The 25736-nt window shown below is 69.6% G+C and carries 30 protein-coding genes, 1 tRNA gene and 1 pseudogene; 22 read left to right on the forward strand and 10 right to left on the reverse strand.

All coding sequences use genetic code 11. The annotated features are described in order from the left end of the window. Nucleotides 1–71: 71 nt before the first annotated feature. The 4 genes and pseudogenes from ACLZOT_RS44125 to ACLZOT_RS44140 form a co-directional block, all read left to right on the forward strand. A pseudogene (locus tag ACLZOT_RS44125) lies at nucleotides 72–188 on the forward strand (aminoglycoside phosphotransferase family protein); the annotation flags it as partial. Between the two features lie 85 nt (nucleotides 189–273). Continuing rightward, the gene (locus ACLZOT_RS44130) at nucleotides 274–774 is read left to right on the forward strand and encodes a TetR/AcrR family transcriptional regulator (protein WP_416974893.1); all 501 of its coding nucleotides are present in this window, start codon (nucleotides 274–276) and stop codon (nucleotides 772–774) included. 13 nt (nucleotides 775–787) lie between these two features. Continuing rightward, nucleotides 788–1138 (forward strand): hypothetical protein, encoded by a 351-nt coding sequence (locus ACLZOT_RS44135; RefSeq protein WP_416974894.1) that lies wholly within the window; start codon nucleotides 788–790, stop codon nucleotides 1136–1138. Between the two features lie 16 nt (nucleotides 1139–1154). Beyond that, nucleotides 1155–2186 carry an alpha/beta fold hydrolase gene (locus ACLZOT_RS44140; RefSeq protein ID WP_416974895.1) on the forward strand — a complete coding sequence of 344 codons (1032 nt, stop codon included), beginning with the start codon at nucleotides 1155–1157 and terminating at the stop codon, nucleotides 2184–2186. A 25-nt stretch (nucleotides 2187–2211) separates the two neighbouring features. Here ACLZOT_RS44140 and ACLZOT_RS44145 read toward each other — a convergent pair whose 3' ends face one another. The 4 genes from ACLZOT_RS44145 to ACLZOT_RS44160 form a co-directional block, all read right to left on the reverse strand. Then, nucleotides 2212–2859, reverse strand: coding sequence for a dihydrofolate reductase family protein (locus tag ACLZOT_RS44145; RefSeq protein ID WP_416974896.1), 648 nt, complete (start codon nucleotides 2857–2859; stop codon nucleotides 2212–2214). 103 nt (nucleotides 2860–2962) lie between these two features. Further along, nucleotides 2963–3169, reverse strand: coding sequence for a cold-shock protein (locus tag ACLZOT_RS44150; RefSeq protein ID WP_416974897.1), 207 nt, complete (start codon nucleotides 3167–3169; stop codon nucleotides 2963–2965). Between the two features lie 107 nt (nucleotides 3170–3276). After that, nucleotides 3277–3864, reverse strand: coding sequence for a nicotinamidase (locus ACLZOT_RS44155; protein ID WP_416974898.1), 588 nt, complete (start codon nucleotides 3862–3864; stop codon nucleotides 3277–3279). 68 nt (nucleotides 3865–3932) lie between these two features. Next, complete coding sequence (locus ACLZOT_RS44160; protein WP_416974899.1) at nucleotides 3933–5279, reverse strand: nicotinate phosphoribosyltransferase; 1347 nt, start codon at nucleotides 5277–5279, stop codon at nucleotides 3933–3935. A 56-nt stretch (nucleotides 5280–5335) separates the two neighbouring features. On the opposite strand from ACLZOT_RS44160, the gene clpS reads away from it, so the two are divergent. The 7 genes from clpS (at nucleotide 5336) to ACLZOT_RS44195 (ending at nucleotide 11195) form a co-directional block, all read left to right on the forward strand. Next, nucleotides 5336–5653, forward strand: a complete 318-nt coding sequence (clpS, locus tag ACLZOT_RS44165; RefSeq protein WP_010356283.1) for an ATP-dependent Clp protease adapter ClpS — start codon at nucleotides 5336–5338, stop codon at nucleotides 5651–5653. 32 nt (nucleotides 5654–5685) lie between these two features. Beyond that, nucleotides 5686–6273 carry a DUF2017 domain-containing protein gene (locus ACLZOT_RS44170; protein ID WP_416974900.1) on the forward strand — a complete coding sequence of 196 codons (588 nt, stop codon included), beginning with the start codon at nucleotides 5686–5688 and terminating at the stop codon, nucleotides 6271–6273. Nucleotides 6274–6644: 371 nt separating this feature from the next. Further along, nucleotides 6645–8075, forward strand: coding sequence for an amino acid permease (locus ACLZOT_RS44175; RefSeq protein ID WP_416974901.1), 1431 nt, complete (start codon nucleotides 6645–6647; stop codon nucleotides 8073–8075). A 102-nt stretch (nucleotides 8076–8177) separates the two neighbouring features. Next, nucleotides 8178–8600, forward strand: coding sequence for a Mov34/MPN/PAD-1 family protein (locus ACLZOT_RS44180; protein WP_075734909.1), 423 nt, complete (start codon nucleotides 8178–8180; stop codon nucleotides 8598–8600). A 57-nt stretch (nucleotides 8601–8657) separates the two neighbouring features. After that, the gene (locus ACLZOT_RS44185) at nucleotides 8658–9674 is read left to right on the forward strand and encodes a LacI family DNA-binding transcriptional regulator (protein ID WP_416974902.1); all 1017 of its coding nucleotides are present in this window, start codon (nucleotides 8658–8660) and stop codon (nucleotides 9672–9674) included. 275 nt (nucleotides 9675–9949) lie between these two features. Then, nucleotides 9950–10237 (forward strand): MoaD/ThiS family protein, encoded by a 288-nt coding sequence (locus ACLZOT_RS44190; RefSeq protein ID WP_416974903.1) that lies wholly within the window; start codon nucleotides 9950–9952, stop codon nucleotides 10235–10237. A 7-nt stretch (nucleotides 10238–10244) separates the two neighbouring features. Continuing rightward, nucleotides 10245–11195: a PLP-dependent cysteine synthase family protein gene (locus ACLZOT_RS44195; protein ID WP_416974904.1), complete on the forward strand. Its 951-nt coding sequence runs from the start codon at nucleotides 10245–10247 to the stop codon at nucleotides 11193–11195. Nucleotides 11196–11217: 22 nt separating this feature from the next. On the opposite strand, the gene ACLZOT_RS44200 is transcribed toward ACLZOT_RS44195, so the two are convergent. After that, on the reverse strand, nucleotides 11218–11619 hold the full coding sequence (locus ACLZOT_RS44200) for a type II toxin-antitoxin system PemK/MazF family toxin (protein ID WP_416974905.1): 402 nt from the start codon (nucleotides 11617–11619) through the stop codon (nucleotides 11218–11220). A 349-nt stretch (nucleotides 11620–11968) separates the two neighbouring features. Here ACLZOT_RS44200 and ACLZOT_RS44205 point away from each other — a divergent pair, with 349 nt between their 5' ends. Continuing rightward, the gene (locus tag ACLZOT_RS44205) at nucleotides 11969–12721 is read left to right on the forward strand and encodes an MBL fold metallo-hydrolase (RefSeq protein ID WP_416974906.1); all 753 of its coding nucleotides are present in this window, start codon (nucleotides 11969–11971) and stop codon (nucleotides 12719–12721) included. Nucleotides 12722–12797: 76 nt separating this feature from the next. Here the strand turns inward: ACLZOT_RS44205 and ACLZOT_RS44210 are convergent, their stop codons facing one another. Further along, a complete protein-coding gene (locus ACLZOT_RS44210) occupies nucleotides 12798–14054 on the reverse strand; it encodes a PTS transporter subunit EIIC (protein WP_416974907.1) in 1257 nt (418 codons plus the stop codon). Between the two features lie 117 nt (nucleotides 14055–14171). Next, complete coding sequence (locus ACLZOT_RS44215; protein WP_416974908.1) at nucleotides 14172–15458, reverse strand: PTS transporter subunit EIIC; 1287 nt, start codon at nucleotides 15456–15458, stop codon at nucleotides 14172–14174. A gap of 127 nt (nucleotides 15459–15585) precedes the next feature. Between ACLZOT_RS44215 and ACLZOT_RS44220 the strand changes: the two genes are divergently transcribed. The 4 genes from ACLZOT_RS44220 (at nucleotide 15586) to rdgB (ending at nucleotide 18209) form a co-directional block, all read left to right on the forward strand. Then, nucleotides 15586–15819: a glucose PTS transporter subunit EIIB gene (locus tag ACLZOT_RS44220; protein ID WP_416974909.1), complete on the forward strand. Its 234-nt coding sequence runs from the start codon at nucleotides 15586–15588 to the stop codon at nucleotides 15817–15819. 102 nt (nucleotides 15820–15921) lie between these two features. Further along, on the forward strand, nucleotides 15922–16659 hold the full coding sequence (gene rph, locus ACLZOT_RS44225) for a ribonuclease PH (RefSeq protein WP_416974910.1): 738 nt from the start codon (nucleotides 15922–15924) through the stop codon (nucleotides 16657–16659). Between the two features lie 150 nt (nucleotides 16660–16809). After that, complete coding sequence (locus ACLZOT_RS44230) at nucleotides 16810–17214, forward strand: hypothetical protein (RefSeq protein WP_416974911.1); 405 nt, start codon at nucleotides 16810–16812, stop codon at nucleotides 17212–17214. A gap of 392 nt (nucleotides 17215–17606) precedes the next feature. Beyond that, nucleotides 17607–18209: an RdgB/HAM1 family non-canonical purine NTP pyrophosphatase gene (gene rdgB, locus ACLZOT_RS44235; RefSeq protein WP_416974912.1), complete on the forward strand. Its 603-nt coding sequence runs from the start codon at nucleotides 17607–17609 to the stop codon at nucleotides 18207–18209. 48 nt (nucleotides 18210–18257) lie between these two features. Here rdgB and ACLZOT_RS44240 read toward each other — a convergent pair. Beyond that, nucleotides 18258–18341 (reverse strand) — tRNA-Leu (locus ACLZOT_RS44240). Nucleotides 18342–18445: 104 nt separating this feature from the next. After that, complete coding sequence (gene bcp, locus ACLZOT_RS44245; RefSeq protein ID WP_416974913.1) at nucleotides 18446–18913, reverse strand: thioredoxin-dependent thiol peroxidase; 468 nt, start codon at nucleotides 18911–18913, stop codon at nucleotides 18446–18448. 110 nt (nucleotides 18914–19023) lie between these two features. Between bcp and ACLZOT_RS44250 the strand changes: the two genes are divergently transcribed. The 3 genes from ACLZOT_RS44250 (at nucleotide 19024) to ACLZOT_RS44260 (ending at nucleotide 20246) form a co-directional block, all read left to right on the forward strand. Further along, nucleotides 19024–19362: a DUF3618 domain-containing protein gene (locus ACLZOT_RS44250; RefSeq protein ID WP_416974914.1), complete on the forward strand. Its 339-nt coding sequence runs from the start codon at nucleotides 19024–19026 to the stop codon at nucleotides 19360–19362. A 98-nt stretch (nucleotides 19363–19460) separates the two neighbouring features. After that, nucleotides 19461–19763 carry a GroES family chaperonin gene (locus ACLZOT_RS44255; protein WP_416974990.1) on the forward strand — a complete coding sequence of 101 codons (303 nt, stop codon included), beginning with the start codon at nucleotides 19461–19463 and terminating at the stop codon, nucleotides 19761–19763. Between the two features lie 162 nt (nucleotides 19764–19925). Continuing rightward, nucleotides 19926–20246 carry a DMT family transporter gene (locus ACLZOT_RS44260; protein WP_416974915.1) on the forward strand — a complete coding sequence of 107 codons (321 nt, stop codon included), beginning with the start codon at nucleotides 19926–19928 and terminating at the stop codon, nucleotides 20244–20246. Nucleotides 20247–20279: 33 nt separating this feature from the next. Here the strand turns inward: ACLZOT_RS44260 and ACLZOT_RS44265 are convergent, their stop codons facing one another. After that, nucleotides 20280–22718, reverse strand: coding sequence for a transglycosylase domain-containing protein (locus ACLZOT_RS44265; RefSeq protein ID WP_416974916.1), 2439 nt, complete (start codon nucleotides 22716–22718; stop codon nucleotides 20280–20282). A gap of 318 nt (nucleotides 22719–23036) precedes the next feature. On the opposite strand from ACLZOT_RS44265, the gene ACLZOT_RS44270 reads away from it, so the two are divergent. Genes ACLZOT_RS44270 through ACLZOT_RS44280 form a run of 3 tightly spaced genes read left to right on the forward strand, consistent with a single transcriptional unit; the run spans nucleotide 23037 to nucleotide 25725 of the window. Continuing rightward, entirely contained in the window at nucleotides 23037–23843 is an 807-nt protein-coding gene (locus tag ACLZOT_RS44270) for an ABC transporter permease (RefSeq protein WP_416974917.1), read from the forward strand. Then, nucleotides 23836–24726: an ABC transporter permease gene (locus ACLZOT_RS44275; protein ID WP_416974918.1), complete on the forward strand. Its 891-nt coding sequence runs from the start codon at nucleotides 23836–23838 to the stop codon at nucleotides 24724–24726. The genes ACLZOT_RS44270 and ACLZOT_RS44275 overlap by 8 nt, the downstream gene beginning before the upstream one ends. Nucleotides 24727–24729: 3 nt before the next feature. Next, the gene (locus ACLZOT_RS44280; protein WP_416974919.1) at nucleotides 24730–25725 is read left to right on the forward strand and encodes an ABC transporter ATP-binding protein; all 996 of its coding nucleotides are present in this window, start codon (nucleotides 24730–24732) and stop codon (nucleotides 25723–25725) included. Nucleotides 25726–25736 lie beyond the last annotated feature (11 nt).

Genomic DNA, 25736 nt, shown 5'->3' on the forward strand with positions numbered 1-25736 from the left:
AGAGCATTCGACGAGGACGAGGCGGTACACGCCGCCGTGGACCTGTTCGCCGAGCGCGCGTACGACGGCGTCTCCGTTGGTTCATGGACCAGGCCGTCCGGTGGATCGACGATCCGGCCACCGACCCCGCGTACATCAAGGCCGTACGCCGCCACCTCGCCGACACTCTTCTCCTCCTGGAGGTCTGACGTGGCGCCGCACCCCGAAGCGACCCAGAGATTAAGGAACGATCGTTCTTGACCGATCGTTCCCCAACCGCCTACTCTCCAACTCATGGGCAGGCCAAGAGCATTCGACGAGGACGAGGCGGTACACGCCGCCGTGGACCTGTTCGCCGAGCGCGCGTACGACGGCGTCTCCGTCGACGACCTCGTCAACCACCTCGGCGTACACCGCAACAGCCTGTACAAGACGTTCGGCAGCAAACGCGGCCTCTACCTGATCGCGCTGCGCCGCCATCTCGCCGACGCGGTAGGCCCGTTGGTCGATGAACTGGCCACCGCATCGGACACCGAGACCGCCCTGAGACTTGTCGCGGCGGCCGACCTGCGCCTGCTGCTCCTCGCGATGATCGAGCGCGCGCCGGCCGACGAGGAGGTCGCCTCCGAGGTGACGGCCGCGCTGGCCACGCTGGACGGGGCGATCGCCGGTGCGCTCGGCGTCCCCGCCGACCTGGCCGCCGCCCTCACCGCCGCCGCGCTGGGCATCCTCCTGCGCGGCAACCCCGGCGACGCCACGACCGCGTTGACCCGGCACCTCGCCCAACTCCCCTGAAAGGGAAACCGACATGGCGCTGATACGTATCGACGGTGACGACCTCGTCGTAGTGATGGAGGGTCTCGACAAGCTCTGGTCCTTCAAGGGCAGCCTGACCATCCCGCTGGCCAACGTCCGTGGCGCGACCGCCGATCCGGGCATCGCCGCCGACCCCAAGGGGGTCCGCGCGCCGGGCTCCCACCTCCCCGGCGTGATCATCGCCGGCACCTTCCACCAGGACGGCGAGAAGGTCTTCTGGGACGTCCGGGACCCGTCGAAGGCCGTCGTGATCGAACTCGCCGACGAGCGGTACGCCCGCCTGGTGCTCCAGGTCGAGGACCCGCGCGCGGCTGTCGCCCTGGTCGAGAACGCCCTTGTGTAGAAGGAGAGTTGGGCCGATGCTCCGCCACTTAGCGGCAGCCGTACTGGCGTTCGCCGCCGCCGTCACCGCCACCCCGGCCGAGGCAGCGCCCGCCCTCGTGCCCGCCGCCGACCGCGAGGTCGTCTTCACGGCCGACGGCACAACTGCCCACGGCACCCTGCACGTTCCCGAACACCGCGCCGGACAACGCCTCAAGGCGGCACTCCTGCTCCCCGGCAGCGGCCCCACCGACCGCGACGGCAACCAGCCGCCCGCATCCTCACCGGACACCCTGGCCCAACTGGCCGACGCGCTCGCGGGCGACGGCATCGTCACGCTGCGGTTCGACAAGTACGGCACCGGCCGCACCGGACTCGGCGCCTACCGGGACCACCCGGAACGCCTCGATTACCCGGCGTTCGTCCGCCAAGCCCGGGCCGCCTACGAGGAGTTGCGCGACCAGCCGGAGACCGACCCGCACGCCCTGCTGATCGTCGGACACAGCGAGGGCGCGATGACGGCGCTGCTGCTCGGCGGCACCGTCCGCCCGCGCCCCGCCGGCCTGGCGCTGCTGCAACCCCAGGCGATCCGCATGCTGGACCTGGTCGAGCTCCAACTCGAAGCGCAGATCGCCGAAGCGACCCGGCAGGGCCAGTTCACGCCGGAGCAGCAGCGCACCGTCAACGCGGCCGTCGCCGCCGCCGTCACCGCCCTGCGAGCGCACCGGCCGGTCGACACCACCGATCTGCCCCGCCCGATCGCCCAGCTCTTCGAGGCGTTCCAGGGCCCGATCGCCCGGTTCGTGCGAAGCGACGACGCCGTCTATCCACCGGACACCGCCGCCCAACTCCGGCCGGGAACCCGGGTGTTGCTGACGTGCGGTACGAACGACGCCCAGGTTCCCTGTGCCACGACGGACGCACTGACGGCCGCCCTGCGTCAGGCGCGTGCGGGACGGCCGGGCCGCGTGACGCTGCCGGCGGTGGACCATCTGATGCACGACAGCGGCCACCCGGACACGCTCGCGCCGTCACTGCTCGACGCCCTGCACCGGCTGACCCGGCGCTGACGCAGGCGAGCCGTCCCGGTGCGCCCTACTTCCGCCAGAACAGGTGGTGCGCGACCCCGCTAGGGCTCGGTACGACCTCCAGGTGGAAGCGGTCCAGCAGGTCGTCCGGCGAGTCCCACAGGCGTAGCCCCGAGCCCAACTTCACGGGGGACACGGCGACATGGAGGGTGTCGACCAGATCGGCGTCGAGGAACTGGCGGATCGTGGAGACGCCGCCGCCGAGGCGGACGTCCTGGCCGGCGGCGGCCTCGCGGGCCTGGGCGAGGATGGAGGCGGGGTCGCCGGACACGAAGTGGAACGTCGTGTCGGAGAGGGTGATCGAGGGGCGCGGGTGGTGGGTCATCACGAACACCGGTGTACGGAACGGGGGTTCGTCGCCCCACCAGCCCTGCCACTCGTGGTCGGTCCAAGGCCCGCGCTGGGGGCCGAACTTGTTGCGGCCCATGATCTCGGCGCCGATGTTGTTCCTGAAGTCCCGGGTCAGGTAGTCGTCGAGGCCGCGCGTGCCGCCGGGGTCCGTACGGTTCGGCCAGCTCGCCGTCGCGCCGGCCCAGGCGAAGAGGCGAGAGGGATCGACGGCGTCACCGAAGGGACGTTCCAGTGACTGGTTCTCGCCCGCGCCCACCCCGTCGCTGGAGATGTTGAAGTTCTGGACGCGCAGTAGCTGGGGCATGGGTTCCTCCTGGGCCGACGACGACAACACCGATGAAGACTCACCGGATGATGAAAACTCATCGGTCGGCCCAAGAAGGCCCAGAAAGGCTGCGGAGAAGAAACTAGAGCGCGCGTACTTCCCCGGCCTGCGGCCCGCGCTGCCCCTGGGTCACCTCGAACTCGACCCGCTGGTTCTCGTCCAGGTTCCGGAACCCGCTCCCCTGGATCGCGGAGTAGTGCACGAAGACGTCCGCGCCGCCACCGTCCGGAGAGATGAACCCGAACCCCTTCTCCCCGTTGAACCACTTGACGGTCCCCTGCTGCGCCATCGGCTGTTCCTTCCGGATCATGTCTACGAGGTCGAGCCGAGCATGCCCAGCCGCTCCACCGGGGAAACCGGACCGAGGTACTACACCGCAGGTACCCCCTCGGCCCCTCACACCACAGGCTTACCCGTCAGCTCCACCCCGGCCCCCCGCAGCTCCTCCACCGCCCGCTCGGTCGTCTCCTTCGCGACCCCGGCCGTCAGGTCGAGCAGCACCTGGGTACGGAACCCCTCCCGCGCCGAGTCCAGCGCGGTGGCCCGCACGCAGTGGTCCGTGGCGATCCCGACGACGTCGACCTCGTCGATCCGCCGCTCGCGCAGCCAGTCCGCGAGGGAGACCCCGTTCTCGTCGACCCCCTCGAACCCGCTGTACGCGGCCGAGTACGTCCCCTTGTCGAAGACGGCGTCGATGGCCCCGGAGGCGACGGCGGGTGCGAAGTTGGGGTGGAACCCGACCCCTTCGGTGCCCGCGACGCAGTGCGCGGGCCAGGAGTTCACGAAGTCGGGGTCGTCGGCGAAGTGCCCGCCGGGCGCGATGTGGTGGTCACGGGTGGCGACGATGTGCCGGTAGCCGGCGCCGCCTGCCTGGCCGATCAGCTCGGTGATGGCGGCGGCGACATCGGCGCCACCGGAGACCGCGAGGCTGCCCCCCTCGCAGAAATCGTTCTGCACGTCTACGACGATCAGTGCGCGGCGCATGGTCGGTGTCCTTCGGTCACGGGAAGCGGCTGTGGGGGAATTCCTGTGTGCGGGGGCGGCACACCGGCCTAACTACCCGACCTCCCCACGAGGTACTCCGTCGGAAGAACCGGTTCCCCTCGCGAGAGCTGCGTCGCCGACAGGGGCAGCCGCGCGCGTACGGCCATGTGGCGCTCACGTACTACGTCCAGAGGCTCACGCGCGACGACCTCGCCGCCCTTCACGAGCTCCACGAGGAGCTGGTGCTCGGCGAGTTCGGCGGGGACCGGCCCCGTACCGACGACCTCGGCCTCGTCGACCCCGTACCCGTCGGGCCGGCGTGCGGCCCACTTCCGTCCCCCGAGCGAGGTCTTCCCCCCGGAGGACTTTTTCGCTACGGGTACCAGAGGCGCCTTCGGGTCGGCGGACTCCGCGCGCGCGACCAGCTTGTAGACCATGGAACAGGTGGGGTGCCCCGACCCGGTCACGAGCTGCGTCCCGACCCCGTACGCGTCCACCGGAGCCGCCGCGAGCGACGCGATGGCGTACTCGTCGAGGTCGGAGGTGACGATGATCCGCGTATCCGTCGCACCCAGCGCGTCCAGCTGCTGTCGTACACGATGGGCCACGAGGAGCAGGTCACCCGAGTCGATCCGGACGGCGCCGAGTTCGGGTCCGGCTACCTCTACGGCGGTACGGACGGCCTCGGCGACGTCGTACGTGTCGACGAGGAGGGTCGTACCCCTGCCGAGGGAGTCGATCTGGGCGCGGAAGGCGTCGCGCTCGGTGTCGTGCAGGAGGGTGAAGGCGTGGGCGCTGGTGCCGACGGTCGGGATGCCGTAGCGGAAACCGGCGGCGAGGTCGGAGGTGGTGGCGAAACCGCCGACGTACGCGGCGCGGGCGGCGGCGACGGCGGCCAGCTCGTGCGTGCGGCGCGCGCCCATCTCGATCAGCGGGCGGTCCCCGGCCGCCGAGGACATGCGGGACGCGGCGGCGGCGATCGCGGAGTCGTGGTTGAGGATGGAGAGGATCACCGTCTCCAGCAGCACGCACTCCGCGAACGAGCCCTCCACCCGTAGTACCGGAGAGCCAGGGAAGTACACCTGACCTTCGGGGTAGCCCCAGATGTCCCCGGAGAAGCGGTACGACGCCAGCCAGTCGAGGGTCTCGTCGTCGACGATGTTCCGCTCCCGCAGGAAGCCGATGACCCCGGCGTCGAAGCGGAAGTTCTCGACGGCGTCCAGGACCCGGCCGGTGCCGGCGACGACGCCGTAGCGGCGGCCCTCAGGCAGACGCCGGGTGAAGACCTCGAACACGCTGCGCCGCTCGGCGGTGCCCGCCTTCAGGGCGGCCCGCAACATCGTCAGCTCGTACTGGTCGGTGAAGAGCGCCGTGGACGGGACGTCGACCGGCAGCCCAAGGTCCGCAGGGTTCATGCAGCGGATCGTACTCCCATTTCGTCAGTGTGACGATTTCGGGGTCGCGTGGCAGCATGGGCCCTGTGACGTCACCCGCTCCCGCAGAGATCGAACGCACCGAAACGGTGGAGGAGGTCTTCGCCGTGGCGGAGCCCGACGTCCCCTGGATCACGATCGTGCACAACGACCCCGTCAACCTCATGAGCTACGTCGCGTACGTCTTCCAGACGTACTTCGGCTACAGCAAGGACAAGGCCACCAAGCTCATGCTCGACGTCCACCACAAGGGCCGCGCGGTCGTCTCCAACGGCACCCGCGAGGAGATGGAGCGCGACGTCCAGGCGATGCACGGCTACGGGCTGTGGGCGACGCTCCAGCAGGACCGCAAGTAAGCCCCTACACCGAAAGTGCTACGACCGGTTTCATGCCAGGCATCTTCGAACCGCTCCCCGGCGGCGGCGCGGCCGTCGCGCTCGACGACGTCGAGATCTCGATCATCCGCTCGCTCGCGGTCCAGCTCCTGGAGCTGATCGGCCCCGGCCCCGCCGAGGACGCCTCCGCCGACCCGCTCGCCGAGCTCTTCGCCGAGGGCCCGAGCGAGCCGCCGTCCGACCCGGTGCTGCTGCGCCTCTTCCCGGACGCCTACACCGACCCGGAGGCGACCGAGCGGCAGAAGGCGGAGCAGCGGGAGCACTCGGCGGAGTTCCGCCGGTTCACCGAGAACGACCTGCGCGCCGGCAAGCGGGAGAACGCCCTCGCCGTCGTCCGCTCCCTCGACGCGCTGGACGCGGACGGCGCCGTCCTCAAGCTGTCGACCGACGACTCCCGCAAATGGCTCGGCGCCCTCAACGACCTGCGCCTGGCGATCGGTTCGCGCCTCGACATCACCGCCGAGGACGACACCGACGTCCTCTACCACCTCCCCGACGACGACCCGCGCAAGCCGATGGTCATGGCGTACCTGTGGCTCGGGGGACTCCAGGAGACGCTGGTCGGCACCCTGATGCGCTGACGTCGTACTTCGGATGTAACCGGTTGCATCCGAAGTACGACGTCAGGCTCAGAAGGCCCTCAAATCCGGATAACGATCACGTCAAAGGTCCAGCCGGTTTTGGCCGTCGAGTGAGCCGTTCGTCCGCTTCTTCCTGTGCGGTGCGCCACATCTAGCACCGGCAACTGATATTGCAGTCGTGATAAATCTTCACGACCGCCCGGCGCGCACCACCCGTATGCGCCGCCGGGTGCGCCACCGAGCCGGTCGATCGCCGGCCAGGCAAGGGCGGGGCCGTGAGGCCCGCCCGCTCCAGCAGTTCCGGGGGGATCGAAACCCGATCCGTGGTCGACCAGGGCCCGGATCGGCATGGAGAAAGGCGCACCACACACATGACCTCCGCTCAGGTCGACACAGAGAACGGCGGCACGGACAAGGCACCCGAGGAAGGCTACGAGCGCGGGCTCGGCAGCCGACAGGTGCAGATGATCGCCATCGGCGGCGCCATCGGCGTCGGCCTCTTCCTCGGCGCCGGGGCCAATATCGCCAAGGCCGGCCCCAGCCTCATCCTGATGTACGCCCTCGCCGGTGTGATCATCTTCTTCATCATGCGGGCGCTCGGCGAACTCCTGCTCTACCGGCCCGTCTCGGGCTCCTTCGCGGAGTACTCCCGCGAGTTCCTCGGCCCGTTCTTCGGCTACCTCACCGGGTGGACGTACTGGCTGATGTGGGTGGTCACCGGCATGGCCGAGCTGACCGCCGCCGCGATCTACGTCAACTACTGGTTCCCGGCGATCCCCCAATGGGTGACGGCGCTGGTGTTCCTGGTGGTCCTCTTCGGCGTCAACCTGATCTCCGTGAAGCTCTTCGGCGAGCTGGAGTTCTGGTTCTCCATGGTCAAGGTCACCGCCCTGATCGGCATGATCGTCATCGGCCTCGGCGTCCTGACCTTCGGCTTCAGCAGCGCGGGCGACACCGCCGCCGTCTCCAACCTCTGGGCCTTCGACGGCTTCTTCCCCAAGGGCATCGGCTCCTCCCTCATGACCCTCCAGGGCGTCATGTTCGCCTACCTCGCCGTCGAGCTGGTCGGTGTCACGGCCGGTGAGTCCGAGGACCCCGAGAAGACCCTCCCCAAGGCCATCAACACCCTGCCCTGGCGCATCGCCCTCTTCTACGTCGGCGCGCTCACCGTCATCCTGTGCATCGTCAAGTGGACCGAGTTCCAGCCCGGCGTCTCGCCGTTCGTCGAGGCGTTCGCGAAGATCGGCATCCCGGCGGGTGCCGGCATCGTCAACTTCGTGGTCCTCACGGCCGCCCTGTCGTCCTGCAACTCCGGTATGTACTCCACGGGTCGCATGCTGCGTAACCTCGCGGACAACGGCGAGGCCCCGGCCGTCTTCAAGAAGCTGTCGTCCACGAAGACCCCGGCCTTCGGTATCACGGTCTCCGTGCTCTTCATGGGCATCGGCGTCGTCCTCAACTACGTCGTCCCGGAGAAGGCGTTCGGGTACGTGACGTCCGTGGCGACCGCCGCGGGCATCTGGACCTGGCTGATGATCCTGATCAGCCACGTCCTGTACCGCCGCGCCGTGGTCGCGGGCCGTCTCCCGGCCTCGTCCTTCCCGGCCCCCGGCGGCTCGGTGTGCAGCTGGATCGCCATCGTCTTCCTGCTGTTCGTGACGGGGATCATCGCGTACGACGCCGACGCGCGGATCTGCCTGTACGTCATGGCCGGGTGGGTGCTCGCGCTGGGCATCGGCTGGGCCGCGCTGAAGAAGGCGAGCCCGGAGGTCACACAGCGGACGTACGACAAGGTCGGTTGATACCTGAGGGGTAGACCTTGAGAGGTAGCCCCCGAGTCCGGCATACGGACCCCGTAGTACCACCCCTCGGTACTACGGGGTCCTCTGCTTATCCTGGCCACCATGCTGACCATCACCCAGGCCCTCCACGACCAGATCGTCGCCCACGCCCGCAAGGACCACCCCGACGAGGCGTGCGGAGTCGTCGCGGGCCCGGCGGGCTCGGACCGCCCTGAGCGGTTCGTCCCGATGCTGAACGCGGCCATGTCGCCCACGTTCTACGAGTTCGACTCCGGCGACCTGCTCAAGCTGTACCGCGAGCTGGACGACCGCGACGAGGAACCCGTCGTGATCTACCACTCCCACACCGCCACCGAGGCGTACCCCTCCCGCACGGACGTGACGTACGCCAACGAACCCGGCGCCCACTACGTCCTCGTCTCCACCGCCGACACCGACGGCAACGGCCCTTTCCAGTTCCGCTCGTTCCGCATCGTGGACGGCGAGATCACCGAGGAAGACGTCACGGTCGTCGCGTCATACTGAGCCCGTACGGCCGGAGTTGAGCCGTACGCAGCCCAACTCACCCTGTCGGAGACGGTGTTGACGCAATCAAGGCGCCCCACGATCGAGGACGTAGCACGCCGGGCCGGGGTCTCCAGGACCACCGTGTCGAGAGTCCTCAACGGAGCGCCGAAGGTCCGCGCCGAGGTGATCGAGAAGGTCCGCGAGGTGATCGCGGACCTCGGGTACGTCCCGAACCAGGCCGCCCGCCAGCTCGTCACCCGGCGCACCGGCGCGGTCGCCGTGGTGGCCACCCAGCCGCAGGACCGCCTGTTCATGGACCCCTTCTTCGACTGCCTCCTGCGCGGCGTCCGCCGCGAACTGACCCGGCACGGCGCCCAGGCCGTCCTGCTGTTCCTCGACGAACCCGACGACCACGCCCGCGTCGCCGACTACCTCGGCGGCGGCCACGTCGACGGCGCGATCCTCTTCTCGCTGCGCCCCGACGACCACCTCGGCGCCCTCATCGCCCGCACCGGCCTGCCCGCCGTCTTCGGGGGCCGCTCGCGCGCGGGCGCCGACGACACCGCGTACGTCCATGTCGACTGCGACAACCGGGGCGGCGCCCGGCAGGCCGTCACCCACCTGCGCGCCCTCGGCCGCACCCGCATCGCCACCGTCACCGGCCCCTACGACCAGGAGCCCTCCGCCGACGACCGCCTCGCCGGCTACCGCGACGTCCTGCCCGGCGCCGACCCCGCGCTCACCGAACGAGCCGACTACACCCTGCACGGCGCGGCCCGCGCCCTGCACGCGCTCCTCGACCGGTGCCCCGACCTCGACGGCGTGTTCGCCGCCTCCGACCTGATGGCCGCCGGCGCCCTCCAGGCCCTGCACGAACGGGGCCGCCGCGTCCCCGAGGACGTCGCCGTCGTCGGCTTCGACGACCTCACGCAGATCGCCGAGGCGACGAGCCCGCCCCTGACCACCGTCCACCAGGACGTCGAGGGGATGGGCCGGCTGATGGCGGAGCTGCTGTGCGGGGCGGTGTACGAGGGGACTACCCCGGGCTCGGTGGTGGTGCCGACGAGGCTGGTGGTGCGGGAGTCGGCGTAGTACCCGGGTACATCTCAGGTACTGGTCGCAAACCGTCCGGCATGTGGAAGCGTCTTCCGGAAGGCGGGACGGGAATCGATACGATGAGCCCATGGTTGTGAACGACGTGAGCACGAGGACGCCGGGCGAGCTGCTCGTGGCGCGGCTGCACGTCGACCTGTGCAGGTGCGCCGCCGCCATCTGACGTCGGCCCCGCACGCGCCGTAGTCCTTGAGGGCTAGGCGCCTCACTCGCACGTCCCTGCGCCGCCCACCTTCCGACAGGAGCCCTGAGCCATGGCCATCGAGGTCCGCATCCCCACCATCCTCCGCCAGTACACCGACGGCGCGAAGGCCGTCGAGGGCGCCGGGGAGACCCTCGCCGACCTGTTCTCCGACCTGGAGACGCGGCACTCGGGCATCCAGGCCCGCCTCATCGACGAGTCGAACGACGGCAAGCTGCGCCGCTTCGTCAACGTCTACCTCAACGACGAGGACGTCCGCTTCGTGGACGGCATCAACACCAAGCTGGCCGACGGCGACACGGTGACGATCCTGCCGGCCGTCGCCGGCGGCATGGCCTGATACCGGCATGCGCTACGACTCCCCGCTGGCCGCGGTGGGCAACACCCCCCTGGTGCGCCTGCCGCGGCTGTCGCCGTCCCCCGAGGTCTCGATCTGGGCCAAGCTGGAGGACCGCAACCCCACCGGCTCGATCAAGGACCGGCCCGCGCTGCACATGATCGAGCAGGCGGAGAAGGACGGCCGGCTCACCCCCGGCTGCACGATCCTGGAGCCCACCAGCGGCAACACCGGCATCTCGCTCGCCATGGCGGCCCGCCTCAAGGGCTACCGCATGGTGTGCGTGATGCCCGAGAACACCTCCCGGGAACGCCGCGAACTCCTCGCGATGTGGGGCGCCGAGATCATCCCGTCCCCGGCGGCCGGCGGCTCCAACACCGCCGTACGCGTGGCGAAGGAACTCGCCGCCGAGCACCCCGACTGGGTGATGCTGTACCAGTACGGGAACCCCGGCAACGCGGGTGCCCACTACGCCACGACCGGCCCCGAGATCCTCGCGGACCTCCCTTCGGTCACCCACTTCGTCGCCGGGCTCGGCACCACGGGCACCCTGATGGGCGTAGGCCGCTACCTGCGCGAGCACAAGCCGGACGTGAAGATCGTCGCCGCCGAGCCGCGCTACGACGACCTCGTCTACGGCCTGCGCAACCTCGACGAGGGCTTCGTACCCGAGCTGTACGACGCCTCCGTCCTGACCACCCGCTTCTCCGTCGGCTCCGCGGACGCGGTGACTCGTACCCGGGAGCTACTCCAGCAGGAGGGCATCTTCGCGGGCGTCTCCACCGGCGCGGCCCTGCACGCCGCGATCGGCGTCGGCAAGAAGGCCGTGGCGGCGGGGGAGGCCGCCGACATCGTCTTCGTCGTCGCGGACGGCGGGTGGAAGTACCTCTCGACGGGGGTGTACACGGCGGCTACGACCGAGGAAGCGATCGAGACGCTCCAAGGCCAACTCTGGGCGTAATACCCGTAGTACCCGTAGTACCTCAGGTCAGGTGACGGACCTGGTCCCACAGGGCCGGGTCCACCACCCCCACCCGGTGCCGCAGATCCCCCACCGGTACGTCCAGCAGCTCGTCGGTCTCCAGGAAACTCGGCCGCCCCTGCGCGTCCCCCACGGCGCCGGGCGGCAGCGGGATCACCCCCGACCGCTCGTCGCGGAACTTCCCGCTGATCCGCGCGACGGTGACGTACCCCGCGTGCACGCTCAGCACCAGGAAACGGTGGCTGTCCGCCACCCAGATCTCCGCCGGACGCGGATCGGCGTCGCCGTGCCTGCGCGCCGAGCGGCGAGGCGGACGACCGGAGCGCCCCCAGCCGTCGACGAGCGTGGCGACCAGCGCGAGCAGCACCACCGCCGCGAGCGCCAGCCACCAGGACGTGTCCATGGGGACGACGTTACCGGCGCGCGCCACCCACCGCGCGCCCTCTCGCGACCCCCACACGCCCCACTTCCAGCCGAACCGGTGACACCGCAGGTGAGTTCGCCCACAACGGCCCCTGGCAACGGAGCGAAGGGGGGTTTTGCGCCTTACGCTCTACGGACCGCACGACCCCCGACGCCCGTTCCCACGCACTCCTCGGGCCCGGTCCACCCGGCACTGCCGGCCTTCCGGATCCTTCGCGAGGCCCGGCCGTGCCGGCCATACCCGGCACCGCCGGTGGCATCCGGTCCCCCGGCGCCATCGACGACCGCCGGTGTCCCCCTCGGTTCCCGCCAGCGGAGGTTTCTGCATCATGAAGCTCACCGTCGTCGGCTGCTCGGGGTCGTTCCCGTCCGCGGATTCGGCCTGTTCGAGCTACCTCGTCGAGGCCGACGGCTTCCGGCTGCTTCTCGACATGGGCAACGGCGCCCTGGGCGAGTTGCAGCGCCACTGCGGTCTCTACGACCTCGACGCGATCTTCCTGACCCATCTGCACGCCGACCACTGCATCGACATGTGCGCCTACTTCGTGGCGCGCTACTACCGCCACGACGGCGGCCGTTGCGACCCCATCCCGGTCTACGGCCCCGAAGGCACCGAACACCGGCTGACCACGGCGTACGCGGACACCCCTTCGGCGTCCTCGATGAGCGAGGTCTTCGACTTCCACACGGTCAAGCCGTCCACCTTCGACATCGGCCCCTTCACGGTCCACACCGAACGCGTCGCCCACCCGGTCGAGGCGTACGGCATCCGGGTGGAGCACGACGGCAAGGCGCTCGCCTACTCCGGGGACACCGGTGTCACCCCCGTGCTCGACGAACTCGCCCAGGGCGCCGACCTGTTCCTGTGCGAGGCCGCCTTCACGCACGGCAAGGAGAACATCCCCGACCTGCACCTCAACGGCCGGGAGGCGGGTGAGACGGCCACCAGGGCGGGCGTCCGCCGCCTCGTCCTCACCCACATCCCCCCGTGGACCGACCCCCAGGTCAACCTGGCCGACGCGCGCGCGGCGTACGACGGTCCGGTGGAGCTGGCGGCGGCGAGGACGTCGTACGACATCTGAGGTACGAGTTCTGAGGTATGAGAGAAGCACCCGGGGCAGTTCAGGGCGCCGGGTGCTTTCTTGTCCCTCTCAGGTACTACCCCTTGGTCAGGTCCTCGCCCTCCGGTTCACGCCCCGGCGTCGGCAGGTTCCACCTCGTGATCGCGAAGCGGAAGATCACGTAGTAGAGGGCGCCGAAGCACAGGCCCACCAGGACCAGCCCCCACGGGTTCGTCGCGATGCCGATGTTGAGGCCGAAGTCGATGACGCCGGCCGAGAAGCCGAAGCCGTCCTTCATGCCGAGCGCCCAGGTCAGGGCCATGGAGACGCCGGTGAGCACCGCGTGGATCGCGAACAGGACCGGCGCGATGAACATGAACGTGAACTCGATCGGCTCGGTGACGCCCGTGACGAACGAGGTCAGCGCGAGGGAGAACATCATGCCGCCGACGGCCGTGCGGCGCTCGGGCCGCGCGCAGTGCACGATCGCCAGGCACGCGGCCGGCAGCGCGAACATCATGATCGGGAAGAAACCGGTCATGAACTGCCCGGCGCTCGGGTCCCCGGCGAGGAAGCGCGCGATGTCACCGCTCTTGCCGTGGTACTCGCCGGCCTGGAACCACGGGAACGAGTTGAGGAGGTGGTGCATGCCGATCGGGATCAGCGCGCGGTTCATCACCCCGAAGATCCCGGCGCCGACCACGCCCGAACCCACCAGCCACTCACCGAAGTTGTGCAGCCCCGTGCCCAACACCGGCCATATGTAACCGAAGACGATCCCGATCAGCAGACCGGCGAACGCGGAGAGGATCGGGACGAGCCGCCGGCCGCCGAAGAAGCCCGCCCAGTCCGGGAGTCTGGTGCGGTGGAAGCGCTGGTAGAGCAGCGCCACGACGAGCCCCATGACGACCCCGCCGAGCACCTTCGCGTCGACGGGCGCGTCCACCATGACGACCTTGCCGTCGACGGCCGTGGCGACCTTCGGCAGGTTCTTGTCGGTGAACGTGCCGAGCACGTTCTTGAAGACGAGGTAGCCGACCACCGCCGCGAGCGCCGTCGACCCGTCCGACTTCTTCGCGAACCCGATCGCGACGCCGACCGCGAACAGCAGCGCCATGTTGTCGAGGATCGCGCCCCCGCCGGCCGCCATGAACGAGGCGATCTTCGTCAGGAAGCCGGGGAAGTCCGGGCTGCCGAGCATGTCGGTGTTGCCCAGGCGCACCAGCAGCGCGGCGGCGGGCAGCACCGCGACGGGCAGCATCAGACTGCGGCCGATGCGCTGGAGGACGGCCATCACGGCCGTCCCCTTCCTGGCTTGTTTCTCGGCTGCGGGGGCAGCGCCGGCCGTGCTCATAGAGGGTTCCTTCAAAGGGTGCGGAGGACGCGAAAAGGTCTACACCAGTGTGTGGTGTAGACCTTTTGTAGCACGGGGGAGAGGGGCGAGTTAAGCCCCCTGTTAAGTCGTCCGCCGTCACGCTTTGGTGACGTCCTCCCGCTCCTCCTCCGGCTCCCGCCCCGGCGTCTTCAGGTCGAACCTGACGATCGCGAACCGGAAGACGACGTAGTAGACGACGGCGAAGCAGAGCCCGATCGGGATGATCGCCCACGGCCGCGTCGCCAGGTTCCAGTTGATGACGTAGTCGATGAGCCCCGCCGAGAAACTGAACCCGTCGTGCACCCCGAGCCCCCACGTCACCGCCATCGAGACGCCGGTCAGCACCGCGTGCACCGCGTACAGCGCGGGCGCGATGAACAGGAACGAGTACTCGATCGGCTCCGTGATGCCGGTGATGAACGACGTCAGCGCCACCGACAGCATCAGGCCGCCGACCTCCTTGCGGCGCGCGGGTCTTGCGGTGTGCGCGATCGCAAGTGCCGCCGCGGGCAGGGCGAACATCATGATGGGGAAGAACCCGGACGTGAACAGCCCGGCGTGCGGGTCGCCCTGGAGGAACATGTTGATGTCGCCGTGCACGACCGTGCCGTCCGGCTTCGTGTACGACCCGAACTGGAACCAGATCGGCACGTTCAGGAACTGGTGCAACCCCACCACCAGCAAAGCCCTGTTGGCGATCCCGAACACCCCGGCGCCCCACGCGCCAAGGCCGTTGAGCCAGTCGCTGAAGTTCTCCAGGCCGTCACCGATCGGCGGCCACACCCACAGGCACAGCGCGGCGAACACGATCGCGGCGAACGACATCAGGATCGGCACCAGCCGCCGCCCGTTGAAGAACCCCAGCCAGTCCACCAGCTTCGTACGGTGGAACCGCATCCACAGGTACGCGGCGAGCAGCCCGATCACGATGCCGCCGAAGACCCCCGGGTTCTGGTAGGTGAAGGCGGCCACCGTCCCGTCGGTGCCCTGACAGCCCGTGGCGACCGCCTTCGCGCCGTCCGCGCAGTCCTTCGGGAACTGGCGCAGCACGTTGTAGTAGACGAGGAACCCGGCGAGCGCCGCGAGTGCCGTCGAGCCGTCCGACTTCTTCGCCATGCCGATCGCGACGCCGATGCAGAACAGCAGCGGCAGCCCCAGCGAGCCGTCGAGCAGCGCGCCGCCCGCGCCGGCCATCACCTTCGAGACGTTCGTCCAGCCCAGCCCGTCGTCCCCGAACATGTCCGGCTGGCCCAGCCGGTTGAGGATCCCGGCGGCGGGCAGCACCGCGATGGGGAGCTGGAGGCTGCGGCCCATCTTCTGGAGGCCCTGGAACAGGGCACCCCAGCGGGCTCGGGTGGGGCTCACTGCGCTGTCGGCACTCATGGATTGGCGACCGCCCGTCAGGTGGTGTAGACCAGTTCTCGACGATTGGGATGCTGTGACGCCATCTTTCGGTACACACGGCACAATCGCTCGCGAAGTTGGGCCAACTGTGCATGAGGAGACCGACATGGCCACCAAGGCAGAGAAGATCGTCGCCGGGCTCGGGGGCATCGACAACATCGAGGAGGTCGAGGGCTGCATCACCCGGCTGCGCACCGAGGTCGCCGACCCCGACCTCGTCGACGAGGCCGCGCTCAAGGCCGCCGGCGCGCACGGCGTCGTCAAGATGGGGACGGCCGTCCAGGTCGTCATCGGCACCGACGCGGACCCGATCGCGAGCGAGATCGAGGACATGATGTAGCTCCCGAGTACTACTCGGGTCGCGGGTACTAGAGCTCTAGTACTCAGGGGCTACTCCCACGCCGGGAGCAGCCCCTTTCGCCGTACGGATAGGCTCGTCACCATGTCTCGAATCGACGGCCGCACCCCTGAACAGCTCCGCCCGGTCACCCTGGAACGCGGCTGGAGCAAGCACGCCGAGGGCTCCGTCCTCGTCTCCTTCGGCGACACGAAGGTCTTCTGCACGGCCTCCGTCACCGAAGGCGTCCCCCGCTGGCGCAAGGGCAGCGGCGAGGGCTGGGTCACCGCCGAGTACTCCATGCTCCCCCGCGCCACCAACACCCGCGGCGACCGCGAGTCCGTCCGCGGCCGGATCGGCGGCCGCACCCACGAGATCAGCCGCCTCATCGGCCGGTCCCTGCGCGCCGTCATCGACTACAAGGCGCTCGGCGAGAACACCATCGTCCTCGACTGCGACGTCCTCCAGGCCGACGGCGGCACCCGTACCGCCGCCATCACCGGCGCGTACGTCGCCCTCGCCGACGCCGTCGCCTGGGCGCAGGGCCGCAAGCTGATCAAGGCGAACCGGCAGCCCGTCACCGGCACCGTCTCCGCCGTCTCCGTCGGCATCGTCGGCGGCGTCCCCCTCCTCGACCTCTGCTACGAGGAGGACGTCCGCGCCGACACCGACATGAACGTCGTCTGCACCGGCGACGGGCGCTTCGTCGAGGTCCAAGGCACCGCCGAGGCCGAGCCGTTCGCCCGCGACGAGCTCAACTCCCTGCTGGATCTGGCCGTTTCGGGCTGCACCGACCTCGCGGCGCTCCAGCGGGCCGCGCTGGAGCAGACCCTCGAAAGGTAAAGAAAGAGCCAAGGAAGGCGGTACGGTGGAGCAACTGTGCCGCTTTTCCTCGCGTCTTGGGCAGTACAGAGGAGGCTTCCGACCGGAAGCGCTCGAAGACGGGGGCCTGGCGGCGCGAGCCGGGGCCTGCCGAACGGGAGGATTCACCGCATGGCCGCGCTCCGCCGACGCCGAGGTCGTCGAACCGCCATCGCCGCAGTCACCGCTGCGGCCGCCCTCACCCTGGGGTTCACCACCGGCTGCGACGCCGTGAACAAGGCGCTCGACTGCGTCCAGACCGCGGAGACGGTCGCCGACAGCGTCACCGACCTCCAGCAGGCCGTCGAGAACGCCGCGACCGACCCCACCCAGGTCGACGAATCCCTCGCGAGCATCGACAAGAACCTCAGCAGCCTCGGCGACAAGACCGACGACACGGACGTCAACAAGGCGGTCGACGGCCTCCAGGAGGCGGTCGCGAACGTCCGCAAGGCGGTGGACAGCGGCGACAAGACCCCGGACCTAAGCCCCCTGACCGACGCGGCGGGGGAGCTGACGAAGGTCTGTACGCCGTGAGGGGTAGCTCTTGAGTACGGGGCCCGGGCGGACCGGGCCGGATGAGGCAGAGGGGGCGGGCGGGCGGGAACGGGTCGGTGTGGGGCCGGTGAGGGGGAACCGGGTCGGTACGGGTCCCGCGCGGGGGTGCCGGGTCGGTACGGGCCCGACGCGGCGGAAATCGGGCTGGTGCGACGCCGACGCGGCGGGAACCAGGCCGGTGCGGCCCCGACGCCGGCGAGCGCCGGGTTGATGCGATGCCGACGCGGTGGATGCCGGGCCGGTACGACCCCGACGCGGCCGGCGGAGTACGACAACCCCGGCCCCCTGCCACTGACGTCCCCGCACCCCGCCGCTCACGGCGCCCCGCGCCCCGTAACCCCTCGGTCGTAGCCCCCGTAATACTGGGGGCCATGACCCGCCTGATCCTCGCCACCCGTAACGCCGGCAAAATCACCGAACTCCGTGCGATCCTCGCCGAGTCGGGGCTGCCCCACGAACTGGTCGGCGCCGACGCCTATCCGGACGTCCCCGACGTCAAGGAGACGGGCGTCACCTTCGCCGAGAACGCCCTCCTCAAGGCCCACGCCCTCGCCCGCGCCACCGGCCTGCCCGCGGTCGCCGACGACTCCGGCCTCTGCGTCGACGTCCTGAACGGCGCCCCGGGCATCTTCTCGGCCCGCTGGTCGGGCGTTCACGGCGACGACCGCGCCAACCTGGACCTCCTCCTGGCCCAGCTCTCCGACATCGCGGACGAACACCGGGGCGCCCACTTCGCCTGCGCGGCGGCCCTGGCACTGCCGGACGGCACGGAACGCGTCGTGGAGGGCCGCCTCCTCGGCACCCTCCGCCACACCCCCACCGGCACCAACGGCTTCGGCTACGACCCGATCCTCCAGCCGGAGGGCGAGACGAGGACCTGCGCGGAACTGACGGCGGAGGAGAAGAACGCGATCAGCCACCGGGGGCAGGCGTTCAGGGGGCTGGTGCCGGTGGTACGGGAGTTGCTGGGGTGAGACACGGAAGAGGGGCCGCCTGACGGGGCGACCCCTCTGTGCTGTCGGTGCGGCCGGTGGGACTCGAACCCACACGGGTGTTACCCCACTGGGACCTAAACCCAGCATGACTGCCAATTCCATCACGGCCGCCCAAATCGGTCATCGCGCTCGACCGGCGGCACTCAGTGTACGGGGCTGGCGGGGTGCCGGGCGAGAGGGCTCTCGCCCGGCACAGGGGCTGGTGGGACGGTCCCTCAGATCCCCAAGTCCTTGATGATCTTTGCCACATGGCCCGTGGCCTTGACGTTGTAGAGGGCCCGTTCGACGTTGCCCGCCTCGTCGACGACGATCGTGGAGCGGATGACGCCCACGACGGTCTTGCCGTACAGCTTCTTCTCGCCGTACGCCCCGTACGCCTCAAGTACGACCTTGTCGGGGTCGGCGAGGAGGGTCACCCCGAGGGACTCCTTCTCGCGGAACTTGGCGAGTTTCTCGGGCTTGTCGGGGGAGATGCCGAGCACGTCGTAACCGGCGTCGGCCAGGAGGGACAGGTTGTCGGTGAAGTCGCACGCCTGCTTCGTGCAGCCGGGCGTCAGGGCCGCCGGGTAGAAGTAGACGATGACCTTGCGGCCCTTGTGGTCCGCAAGGGACACCTCGTTGCCGTCGGCGTCGGAGAGGGTGAACGCGGGGGCCGGATCGCCGGGCTGGAGTCGCTCGCTCATCCGGCCAGCGTAGCCGGGAGCACGACAACGGCGGCCCCTGCCCGTGCGCCGGGCGGAGAAGCTGACAGACTGTGCGGAACAACGCATCAGCAGACTTCGGAGGCCGTACGGTGGCGGACACTGCGGACACGCCGGACACGAGAACCCCGGCGCAGATCGAGGCGGACATCAAACGCCGCCGCGAGACGCTGGCCGAGACCCTCGACGAGATCGGTGTACGGGTGCACCCCAAGACGATCGTCGGGGACGCCAAGGCCAAGGTCGTCGCCAACGTCGACCACACGCTGGGACGCGCGTACGTCCAGGTCAACCGGGTCGTGAGCGACGTCACGGCGAAGTTCACGGACGACGACGGCGCCCCCCGCGTCGAACGCATCGTCCCCGTCGCCCTCCTGGCGGCCGGCGTCGTCGGCCTCCTGGTCCTGGGCACCCGGCGCCGCAAGGACTAGCCCCGGAGAGGTACGCCATTCGGGAAGGCAGGTAGGTTCGAGGCGTGAGCGGCAACAGTAACGAGCGCGGTACCCAGCACGACAAGCTTCCGATCCGGATGCTGCACGACCGGGTGCTGGTACGGCAGGACAGCGCAGAGGGTGAGCGGCGTTCCGGCGGCGGGATCCTGATCCCGGCGACGGCGGCGGTGGGCCGACGGCTGGCCTGGGCGGAGGTCGTGGCGGTCGGGCAGAACGTCCGGACCGTGGAGCCGGGCGACCGGGTCCTGTACGACCCGGAGGACCGCGCCGAGGTCGAGGTGCGGGGCGCGACGTACGTACTGATGCGTGAGCGCGACCTGCACGCGGTCGCCGCGGACCGCTTCGAGGGGTCGGAGGACTCCACGGGGCTGTACCTGTAGGACTTGAGCGGGAGAGGGCCGGTGACCATCGTCACCGGCCCTCTTTGTCATTCCTTTGCTAGCGTGGAGAACGCCCGACGAGACGCGCCGTACCGGGCAGTCGGCCGTACCTCGGAAAAGACGACGCACCCCCGTACGAGTCCCGTCTCCGGAGGTGCCGTCATGGCATGGGTCCTGCTCATCGTCGCCGGTCTGGTCGAGGTCGCCTGGTCGATCGGCATGAAGTACACGGACGGCTTCACCCGCCCCGTCCCGAGCCTGCTGACCGGCGCCGGCATCGTCACCAGCATGGTCCTGCTGTCGTACGCCGTCCGCACGCTCCCCATCGGTACCGCGTACGGCGTCTGGGTGGGGATCGGCGCGGCCGGTGCGGCGGTCGTGGGGATGGTCGTGCTGGGTGAGCCCGTGACCGCCGCGCGGATCTTCTTCGTCTGCCTGCTGCTGACAGCAGTGGTGGGGCTCAAGGCCACCTCCGGCCACTGAGCCCCACCACTGGTACTCCTGCGTCTGGTACTCCTACGTCCCGGGTGTCCCTCCGTTGGCCCCGCCCGACGCCGGTCCCACCGACGTCCCGGTCCCGGAGGAGGTATCCCCGCTCGACGTCCCGGCGGAGGTATCGCCTCCCGTCGTACCCGTAGTACTCCCGCCGGAGGTATCACCCCCGGTGGCACCCGTGGACGTATCCCCGCCCGTAGTACCCGTAGTACCCCCGGTCGTGGCGCCACCCGTAGTACCCGTAGTACCTCCGGTGGCCCCGCCCTGAGCGGCACCCCCCTGGGTGGCACCCTGGTTCTGCCCCTGGTCGGCACCCCCGTCGGTGGCCCCGCCGGTCGTCGTGCCGCCGTCCTCGGGCCCGGTGCTCTCCGTGTCGGTCGGCGTCGACGGCACCTCCTGGACGACGTCCGCGCCGTCCTGGAGCCGGAGGTCGAAGTCCGAGGCGGGCGTGCCCTTGAGCGCGTCCTTCATGAACTGCGCCCAGATCTCGGTGGGCGCCCCGCCGCCGTTGATGCGGGGCAGCCCCATCGCGCCGTACAGCGACTTGTGTGCGGCGGTCTCCGGGTCCTGGCCCATGACGGCTACGACGGTCGCGAGGTCGGGGGTGTAGCCGGCGAACCAGGCGGCCTGGTCCTCCTCGGCGGTGCCGGTCTTGCCCGCGGCGGGCCGGCCGACGGCCTGCGCGGCGGTGGCGGTGCCGTTCTCGACGACGCTCTGGAGGATCGCGGTGGTGGTGTCGGCGGCCTCGCGGCTGACGGCCTGGGTGGACTTCTGGACGGGCAGCTCGATGGTGGTCTTGCCGTCCTTGGTGATCTTGTCGATCAGGGTGTACGTGCCGTGCTTGCCGTGGTTGGCGAGGGTGGCGTACGACTCGGCCATGTCGAGGACGCTGCCGGTGGCGACGCCCAGCGCGATCGAGGGTGACGCGGTCAGCTCTGGAGTATTGCTCGGCAGCCCCAGTGCGATGGCGGTCTCCTTGACCTTGTCGGAGCCGACGTCCACGGCCATCTGCGCGTACACCGAGTTGATCGACTTGTCGGTGGCGGTGCGGACGGTGACGTTGCCGTAGTTGACGTCGTCCTCGTTGGCCGGGTCGTAGCTGCCGCCGCTCCAGCCCTGCACGGGACGCTTGTTGGTGCCGTCGTACACCGTGTTCGGGGTGATGAGACGGCCGTCCTGGGTCTCGGAGTTGTTGTCGACGGCCGAGGTGAAGACGAACGGCTTGAAGGTGGAGCCGACCTGGAAGTCCTGGCGGGTCGCGTTGTTCGTGTACTGCTTGACGTAGTCGATGCCGCCGTACATCGCGAGGACCTTGCCCGTCTTGGGGTCGACGGCGGCGCCGCCCGCGCGGACGTAGTTGTCGACCTTGCGGTCCTTCTTGTCGAGCTTCGACATCAGGTTGTCGTTCACCGACTTGACGAAGGCGTCCTGCTTGGCCTTCTCCAGGGTGGTGGTGATGCGGTAGCCGCCGCCGTCGAGCTCCTCCTCGGTGAGGATCTTGTTGTCCTTGAGGTAGTCCTTGATGGCGGTGACGATGTACCCGCGCTGCCCGGACATGCCGGTCGAGGCGCCGCTGGACTCCAGCGGGGTCGGGAACTTCATCCCGGTCCGCTTCGACTGCTCCAGCCAGCCCTTCTTGACCATGCCGTCGAGGACGTAGTTCCAGCGGGCCTGGGCCGCCGCCTTGTTCTCGGGGTGCGCGATGACGTCGTACTCGCTGGGGGCGTTGAGCAGCGCGGCGAGGTAGGCGCCCTGGCCCGGGGTGAGGGCGGTCGCGTCGACGCCGTAGTACGCCTGGGCGGCGGCCTGGATGCCGTACGCGTTACGCCCGAAGTACGAGGTGTTCAGGTAGCCCTCAAGGATCTTGTCCTTGCTCTGCTCCTGGTCCAGTTTGATGGAGATGAAGAACTCCTTCACCTTGCGGGAGACGGTCTGCTCCTGCGCGAGGTAGTAGTTCTTCACATACTGCTGGGTGATGGTCGACCCGGACTGCTTGCCCTTGCCCATCGCGGTGTTGATGCCCGCGCGGAGCATCGCCTTGGGGTCGATCGCGGACTCGCTGTAGAAGTCGCGGTCCTCGGCGGCGAGGACGGCGTGCTGGGCGTCCTTGGAGATCTGCGCGAGGGTGACGTTCTCGCGGTTGACCTCGCCGTCGCGGGCGATCTCGGTGCCGTCCGCGTAGAGGTACAGGTTGGACTGCTTGGTGGCCAGGGCGTTGGCCGGCGGGATCTTGACCATCGAGTAGCCGAGGTAGAAGAGGCCGACGAGCGCGACGACACCGACGATGAAGGTGCCGAGCACTATCCGCCAGGTGGGGATGATCCGCCGCCACCCGGTGCGCTTCGGCCGCTTGGCCTTCTTGCCGTCCTCAGGGGCGTCCGGGACGCCCGTGGCGTCGCCGAGGGGCTCTCTCGGCGCCCACCCCTGGGCCGGTCGCTGCGGCTGCGGCTCGTCGCTCATGTGTTGCTCGGACTCCTGTGCGTGCCTGGTGCTCTGGCGTGTGTCTCGTGATTCTCGCGCGGCGAGCTGTGGCTCGTGCGGGTTGTGGTGCGTGCGGGCCGTGCGACCCGTTACTGCTCGGCGTACGCGGCGTACGCGAGAGTCCCGTCGTACCTCGATTTTCGCGTGCCCCTGGTTTGAAGACTCTCGCACCAAGCGAACCGTTCCCGGCAATCGGCACGCGTTGGCGGAGAAAACGCCTGGCACGTCACCGATCCTGCGCACTAGGCTCCTGCGCTTCGGTGTCGTGCGAGGAATGTCACAGAGAACAGGGGGCCGATGGCCGTGGGTCCGGCGCGGTTGTACGCGGCCGTTGCCGCGGGGGGTTTCCGACGGTACGCGACGTATCGGATCGCGACGGCCGCCGGAGTGTTCACCAACACGGTCTTCGGTCTGATTCTGGTCTATACCTATCTCGCTCTGTGGGACGAACGCCCGCATCTCGGAGGGTACGACCAGGCGGAGGCGGTGACGTACGTCTGGCTGGGTCAGGCCCTGTTCGCGACTCTCGCGCTGCAGAGCGGCGGAGTGGAGGTCGACCTGATGGAGCGTATCCGCTCCGGCGACGTCGCGGTCGACCTGTACCGTCCGGTCGACCTCCAACTCTGGTGGCTGGCCGCCGACTTGGGCCGCGCGGCGTTCCAGCTCATCGGCCGGGGCGTGATCCCGTTCGTCATCGGGGCCCTCCTCTTCCCCACGGCCCTGCCGACCGACCCCCTGCGCTGGCTGGCCTTCCTGATCGCGCTGGTCCTCGCGGCACTGGTGAGCTTCGGCATCCGCTTCCTGGTCGCGCTCACCGGATTCTGGCTCCTGGACGGCACCGGCGCCCTCCAGATGATGATGATCGCCGGCCTGTTCTGCTCGGGCATGACCCTCCCGCTGAACGCCTTCCCGGGCGCCCTCGGCGACGTCGTCCAGACCCTCCCGTGGGCCGCGCAGCTCCAGATGCCGGCGGATCTGCTGATGGGTAAGACCTCGGTACTACACGTGTACGCCTTCCAGGCGGCGTGGGCCGTGGTCCTCCTCGCCGCCGGCCGCCTCCTGGTGACGGTCGCGACCCGCAGGGTGGTGGTGCAAGGTGGCTGAGCTACCCCAGAAGTACGACGGGTACGACGGGTACGACGGACCCGGGGGGTACGACGCCGGCGCGCACGTCGGCAACCGGCTCACCGAGGCCCTGCGCACCTACCGGATGATCGCCGGCATGTGGATCCGCTCCACCCTCGCCTACCGTGCCTCGTTCGCGATGTCCCTGTTCGGCGGCCTCCTGCTGACCGGCCTCGACTTCGTCGGCATCACCCTGATGTTCTCCCAGGTCGACTCCCTCGGCGGCTACACCCTGCCCGAGGTGGCCTTCCTGTACGGCCTCGCGGCCATCTCGTTCGGCATCGCCGACCTCGCGATCGGCTCCGTGGCCCGCCTCGGCTCGCGCGTGCGCGACGGCTCCCTCGACACCCTCCTCGTCCGGCCCGCCCCCGTACTCGCCCAGATCGCCGCCGACCGGTTCGCGCTGCGCCGGCTCAGCCGGATCACCCAGGGCGCGCTGGTCCTCGGGTACGCGCTCGTCACGCTGGACATCCACTGGACGCCGGAGAAGCTGCTCCTCGTCCCGGTCACCGTGCTGTCCGGCGGGGCGATCTTCTCGGCGGTGTTCGTCGCGGGCGGCGCGTTCCAGTTCATCGCCGAGGACGCGGCCGAGGTGCAGTCGGCGTTCACCTACGGCGGCGGGACGATGCTCCAGTACCCGCCGACCGTGTTCGCGAAGGAGCTGGTGCGCGGGGTGACGTTCGTCTTCCCGCTCGCGTTCGTCAACTGGGTGCCCGCGTCCCACGTGTTGGGCCGCCCGTACCCGCTGGGACTGCCCCAAGGGGCCGCGTGGGCGGCGCCGTTGGTCGCCGCGCTGTGCTGCGCGCTGGCGGGGCTCGTCTGGCGCGCGGGCGTCAGGTCGTACCGGAGCACAGGGAGCTGAACCATGGCCGCATTCATCCAGGTGGACGGCGTGGAGAAGGTGTTCGACGTCCGCCGCAAGACCGGCTTCCTGAAGCGCGAGCGCTCCCAGGTGCGGGCCGTCGACTCCCTCTCCTTCACCGTCGAGCGCGGCGAGATGGTCGGCTACATCGGCCCGAACGGCGCCGGGAAGTCCACCACCATCAAGATGCTGACGGGCATCCTCACCCCGAGCGGCGGCCGGCTGCGCGTCGCGGGCATCGACCCCTCCCGCGAACGCGTCCGCCTCGCGCACCGCATCGGCGTGGTCTTCGGGCAGCGCACGACGCTCTGGTGGGACCTCCCGCTCATCGACTCCTACCGGCTGATGCACCGCATGTACCGCATCCCGGACGCCCGTTACGCCGAGAACCTCGACCGCCTCGTCCAACTCCTCGGCCTCGCCGACCTGTTGGACCGCCCGGTACGCCAACTCTCCCTCGGGCAGCGGATGCGCGGCGACATCGCGGCAGCCCTCCTGCACGACCCCGACGTCCTCTACCTCGACGAGCCGACCATCGGCCTCGACGTCGTCTCCAAGGCCAAGGTCCGTGACTTCCTGCGGGAGTTGAACACCGAACGCGGCACGACGGTCCTGCTCACCACCCACGACCTCCAGGACATCGAGCAGCTCTGCAAACGCGTGATGGTCATCGACCACGGCCGCATGATGTACGACGGCCCGCTGGCCGGCCTGCACGAGGCGGGCGAGAGCGAACGCGTCCTCGTCGTTGACCTCGAACGCGAACTCCCGCCCATCGACGCGGGCCCCGCCGCCCGCGTCGTACGCGTCGAGGGCGTACGCCAGTGGCTCGCGTTCCCGGCGTCCGAGTCGGCGGCGCCGCTGGTCGCGCGGATCGCGGCGGAGTATCCGCTGGTGGACCTGTCGGTCAGGGAGCCGGACATCGAGGCGGTGATCGCGAAAATGCTGCGTTCTTTGGGGGACACCCCCAAACCCCCGTCGGACAGAGCCACCGCGTAGTGCCGCACGCC

This window comes from Streptomyces sp. 4F14 (assembly GCF_048159485.1).
Classification (GTDB): domain Bacteria; phylum Actinomycetota; class Actinomycetes; order Streptomycetales; family Streptomycetaceae; genus Streptomyces.

Bases quoted from the DNA above. Each gene is read 5' to 3' on its own strand.
- ACLZOT_RS44130 (WP_416974893.1), top strand. From the start codon at position 274: ATGGGCAGGCCAAGAGCATTCGACGAGGACGAGGCGGTACACGCCGCC.
- ACLZOT_RS44135 (WP_416974894.1), top strand. From the start codon at position 788: ATGGCGCTGATACGTATCGACGGTGACGACCTCGTCGTAGTGATGGAG.
- ACLZOT_RS44140 (WP_416974895.1), top strand. From the start codon at position 1,155: ATGCTCCGCCACTTAGCGGCAGCCGTACTGGCGTTCGCCGCCGCCGTC.
- ACLZOT_RS44145 (WP_416974896.1), bottom strand. From the start codon at position 2,859: ATGCCCCAGCTACTGCGCGTCCAGAACTTCAACATCTCCAGCGACGGG.
- ACLZOT_RS44150 (WP_416974897.1), bottom strand. From the start codon at position 3,169: ATGGCGCAGCAGGGGACCGTCAAGTGGTTCAACGGGGAGAAGGGGTTC.
- ACLZOT_RS44155 (WP_416974898.1), bottom strand. From the start codon at position 3,864: ATGCGCCGCGCACTGATCGTCGTAGACGTGCAGAACGATTTCTGCGAG.
- ACLZOT_RS44160 (WP_416974899.1), bottom strand. From the start codon at position 5,279: ATGAACCCTGCGGACCTTGGGCTGCCGGTCGACGTCCCGTCCACGGCG.
- clpS (WP_010356283.1), top strand. From the start codon at position 5,336: ATGGGCCCTGTGACGTCACCCGCTCCCGCAGAGATCGAACGCACCGAA.
- ACLZOT_RS44170 (WP_416974900.1), top strand. From the start codon at position 5,686: ATGCCAGGCATCTTCGAACCGCTCCCCGGCGGCGGCGCGGCCGTCGCG.
- ACLZOT_RS44175 (WP_416974901.1), top strand. From the start codon at position 6,645: ATGACCTCCGCTCAGGTCGACACAGAGAACGGCGGCACGGACAAGGCA.
- ACLZOT_RS44180 (WP_075734909.1), top strand. From the start codon at position 8,178: ATGCTGACCATCACCCAGGCCCTCCACGACCAGATCGTCGCCCACGCC.
- ACLZOT_RS44190 (WP_416974903.1), top strand. From the start codon at position 9,950: ATGGCCATCGAGGTCCGCATCCCCACCATCCTCCGCCAGTACACCGAC.
- ACLZOT_RS44195 (WP_416974904.1), top strand. From the start codon at position 10,245: ATGCGCTACGACTCCCCGCTGGCCGCGGTGGGCAACACCCCCCTGGTG.
- ACLZOT_RS44200 (WP_416974905.1), bottom strand. From the start codon at position 11,619: ATGGACACGTCCTGGTGGCTGGCGCTCGCGGCGGTGGTGCTGCTCGCG.
- ACLZOT_RS44205 (WP_416974906.1), top strand. From the start codon at position 11,969: ATGAAGCTCACCGTCGTCGGCTGCTCGGGGTCGTTCCCGTCCGCGGAT.
- ACLZOT_RS44210 (WP_416974907.1), bottom strand. From the start codon at position 14,054: ATGAGCACGGCCGGCGCTGCCCCCGCAGCCGAGAAACAAGCCAGGAAG.
- ACLZOT_RS44215 (WP_416974908.1), bottom strand. From the start codon at position 15,458: ATGAGTGCCGACAGCGCAGTGAGCCCCACCCGAGCCCGCTGGGGTGCC.
- ACLZOT_RS44220 (WP_416974909.1), top strand. From the start codon at position 15,586: ATGGCCACCAAGGCAGAGAAGATCGTCGCCGGGCTCGGGGGCATCGAC.
- rph (WP_416974910.1), top strand. From the start codon at position 15,922: ATGTCTCGAATCGACGGCCGCACCCCTGAACAGCTCCGCCCGGTCACC.
- ACLZOT_RS44230 (WP_416974911.1), top strand. From the start codon at position 16,810: ATGGCCGCGCTCCGCCGACGCCGAGGTCGTCGAACCGCCATCGCCGCA.
- rdgB (WP_416974912.1), top strand. From the start codon at position 17,607: ATGACCCGCCTGATCCTCGCCACCCGTAACGCCGGCAAAATCACCGAA.
- bcp (WP_416974913.1), bottom strand. From the start codon at position 18,913: ATGAGCGAGCGACTCCAGCCCGGCGATCCGGCCCCCGCGTTCACCCTC.
- ACLZOT_RS44255 (WP_416974990.1), top strand. From the start codon at position 19,461: ATGCTGCACGACCGGGTGCTGGTACGGCAGGACAGCGCAGAGGGTGAG.
- ACLZOT_RS44260 (WP_416974915.1), top strand. From the start codon at position 19,926: ATGGCATGGGTCCTGCTCATCGTCGCCGGTCTGGTCGAGGTCGCCTGG.
- ACLZOT_RS44265 (WP_416974916.1), bottom strand. From the start codon at position 22,718: ATGAGCGACGAGCCGCAGCCGCAGCGACCGGCCCAGGGGTGGGCGCCG.
- ACLZOT_RS44270 (WP_416974917.1), top strand. From the start codon at position 23,037: ATGGCCGTGGGTCCGGCGCGGTTGTACGCGGCCGTTGCCGCGGGGGGT.
- ACLZOT_RS44280 (WP_416974919.1), top strand. From the start codon at position 24,730: ATGGCCGCATTCATCCAGGTGGACGGCGTGGAGAAGGTGTTCGACGTC.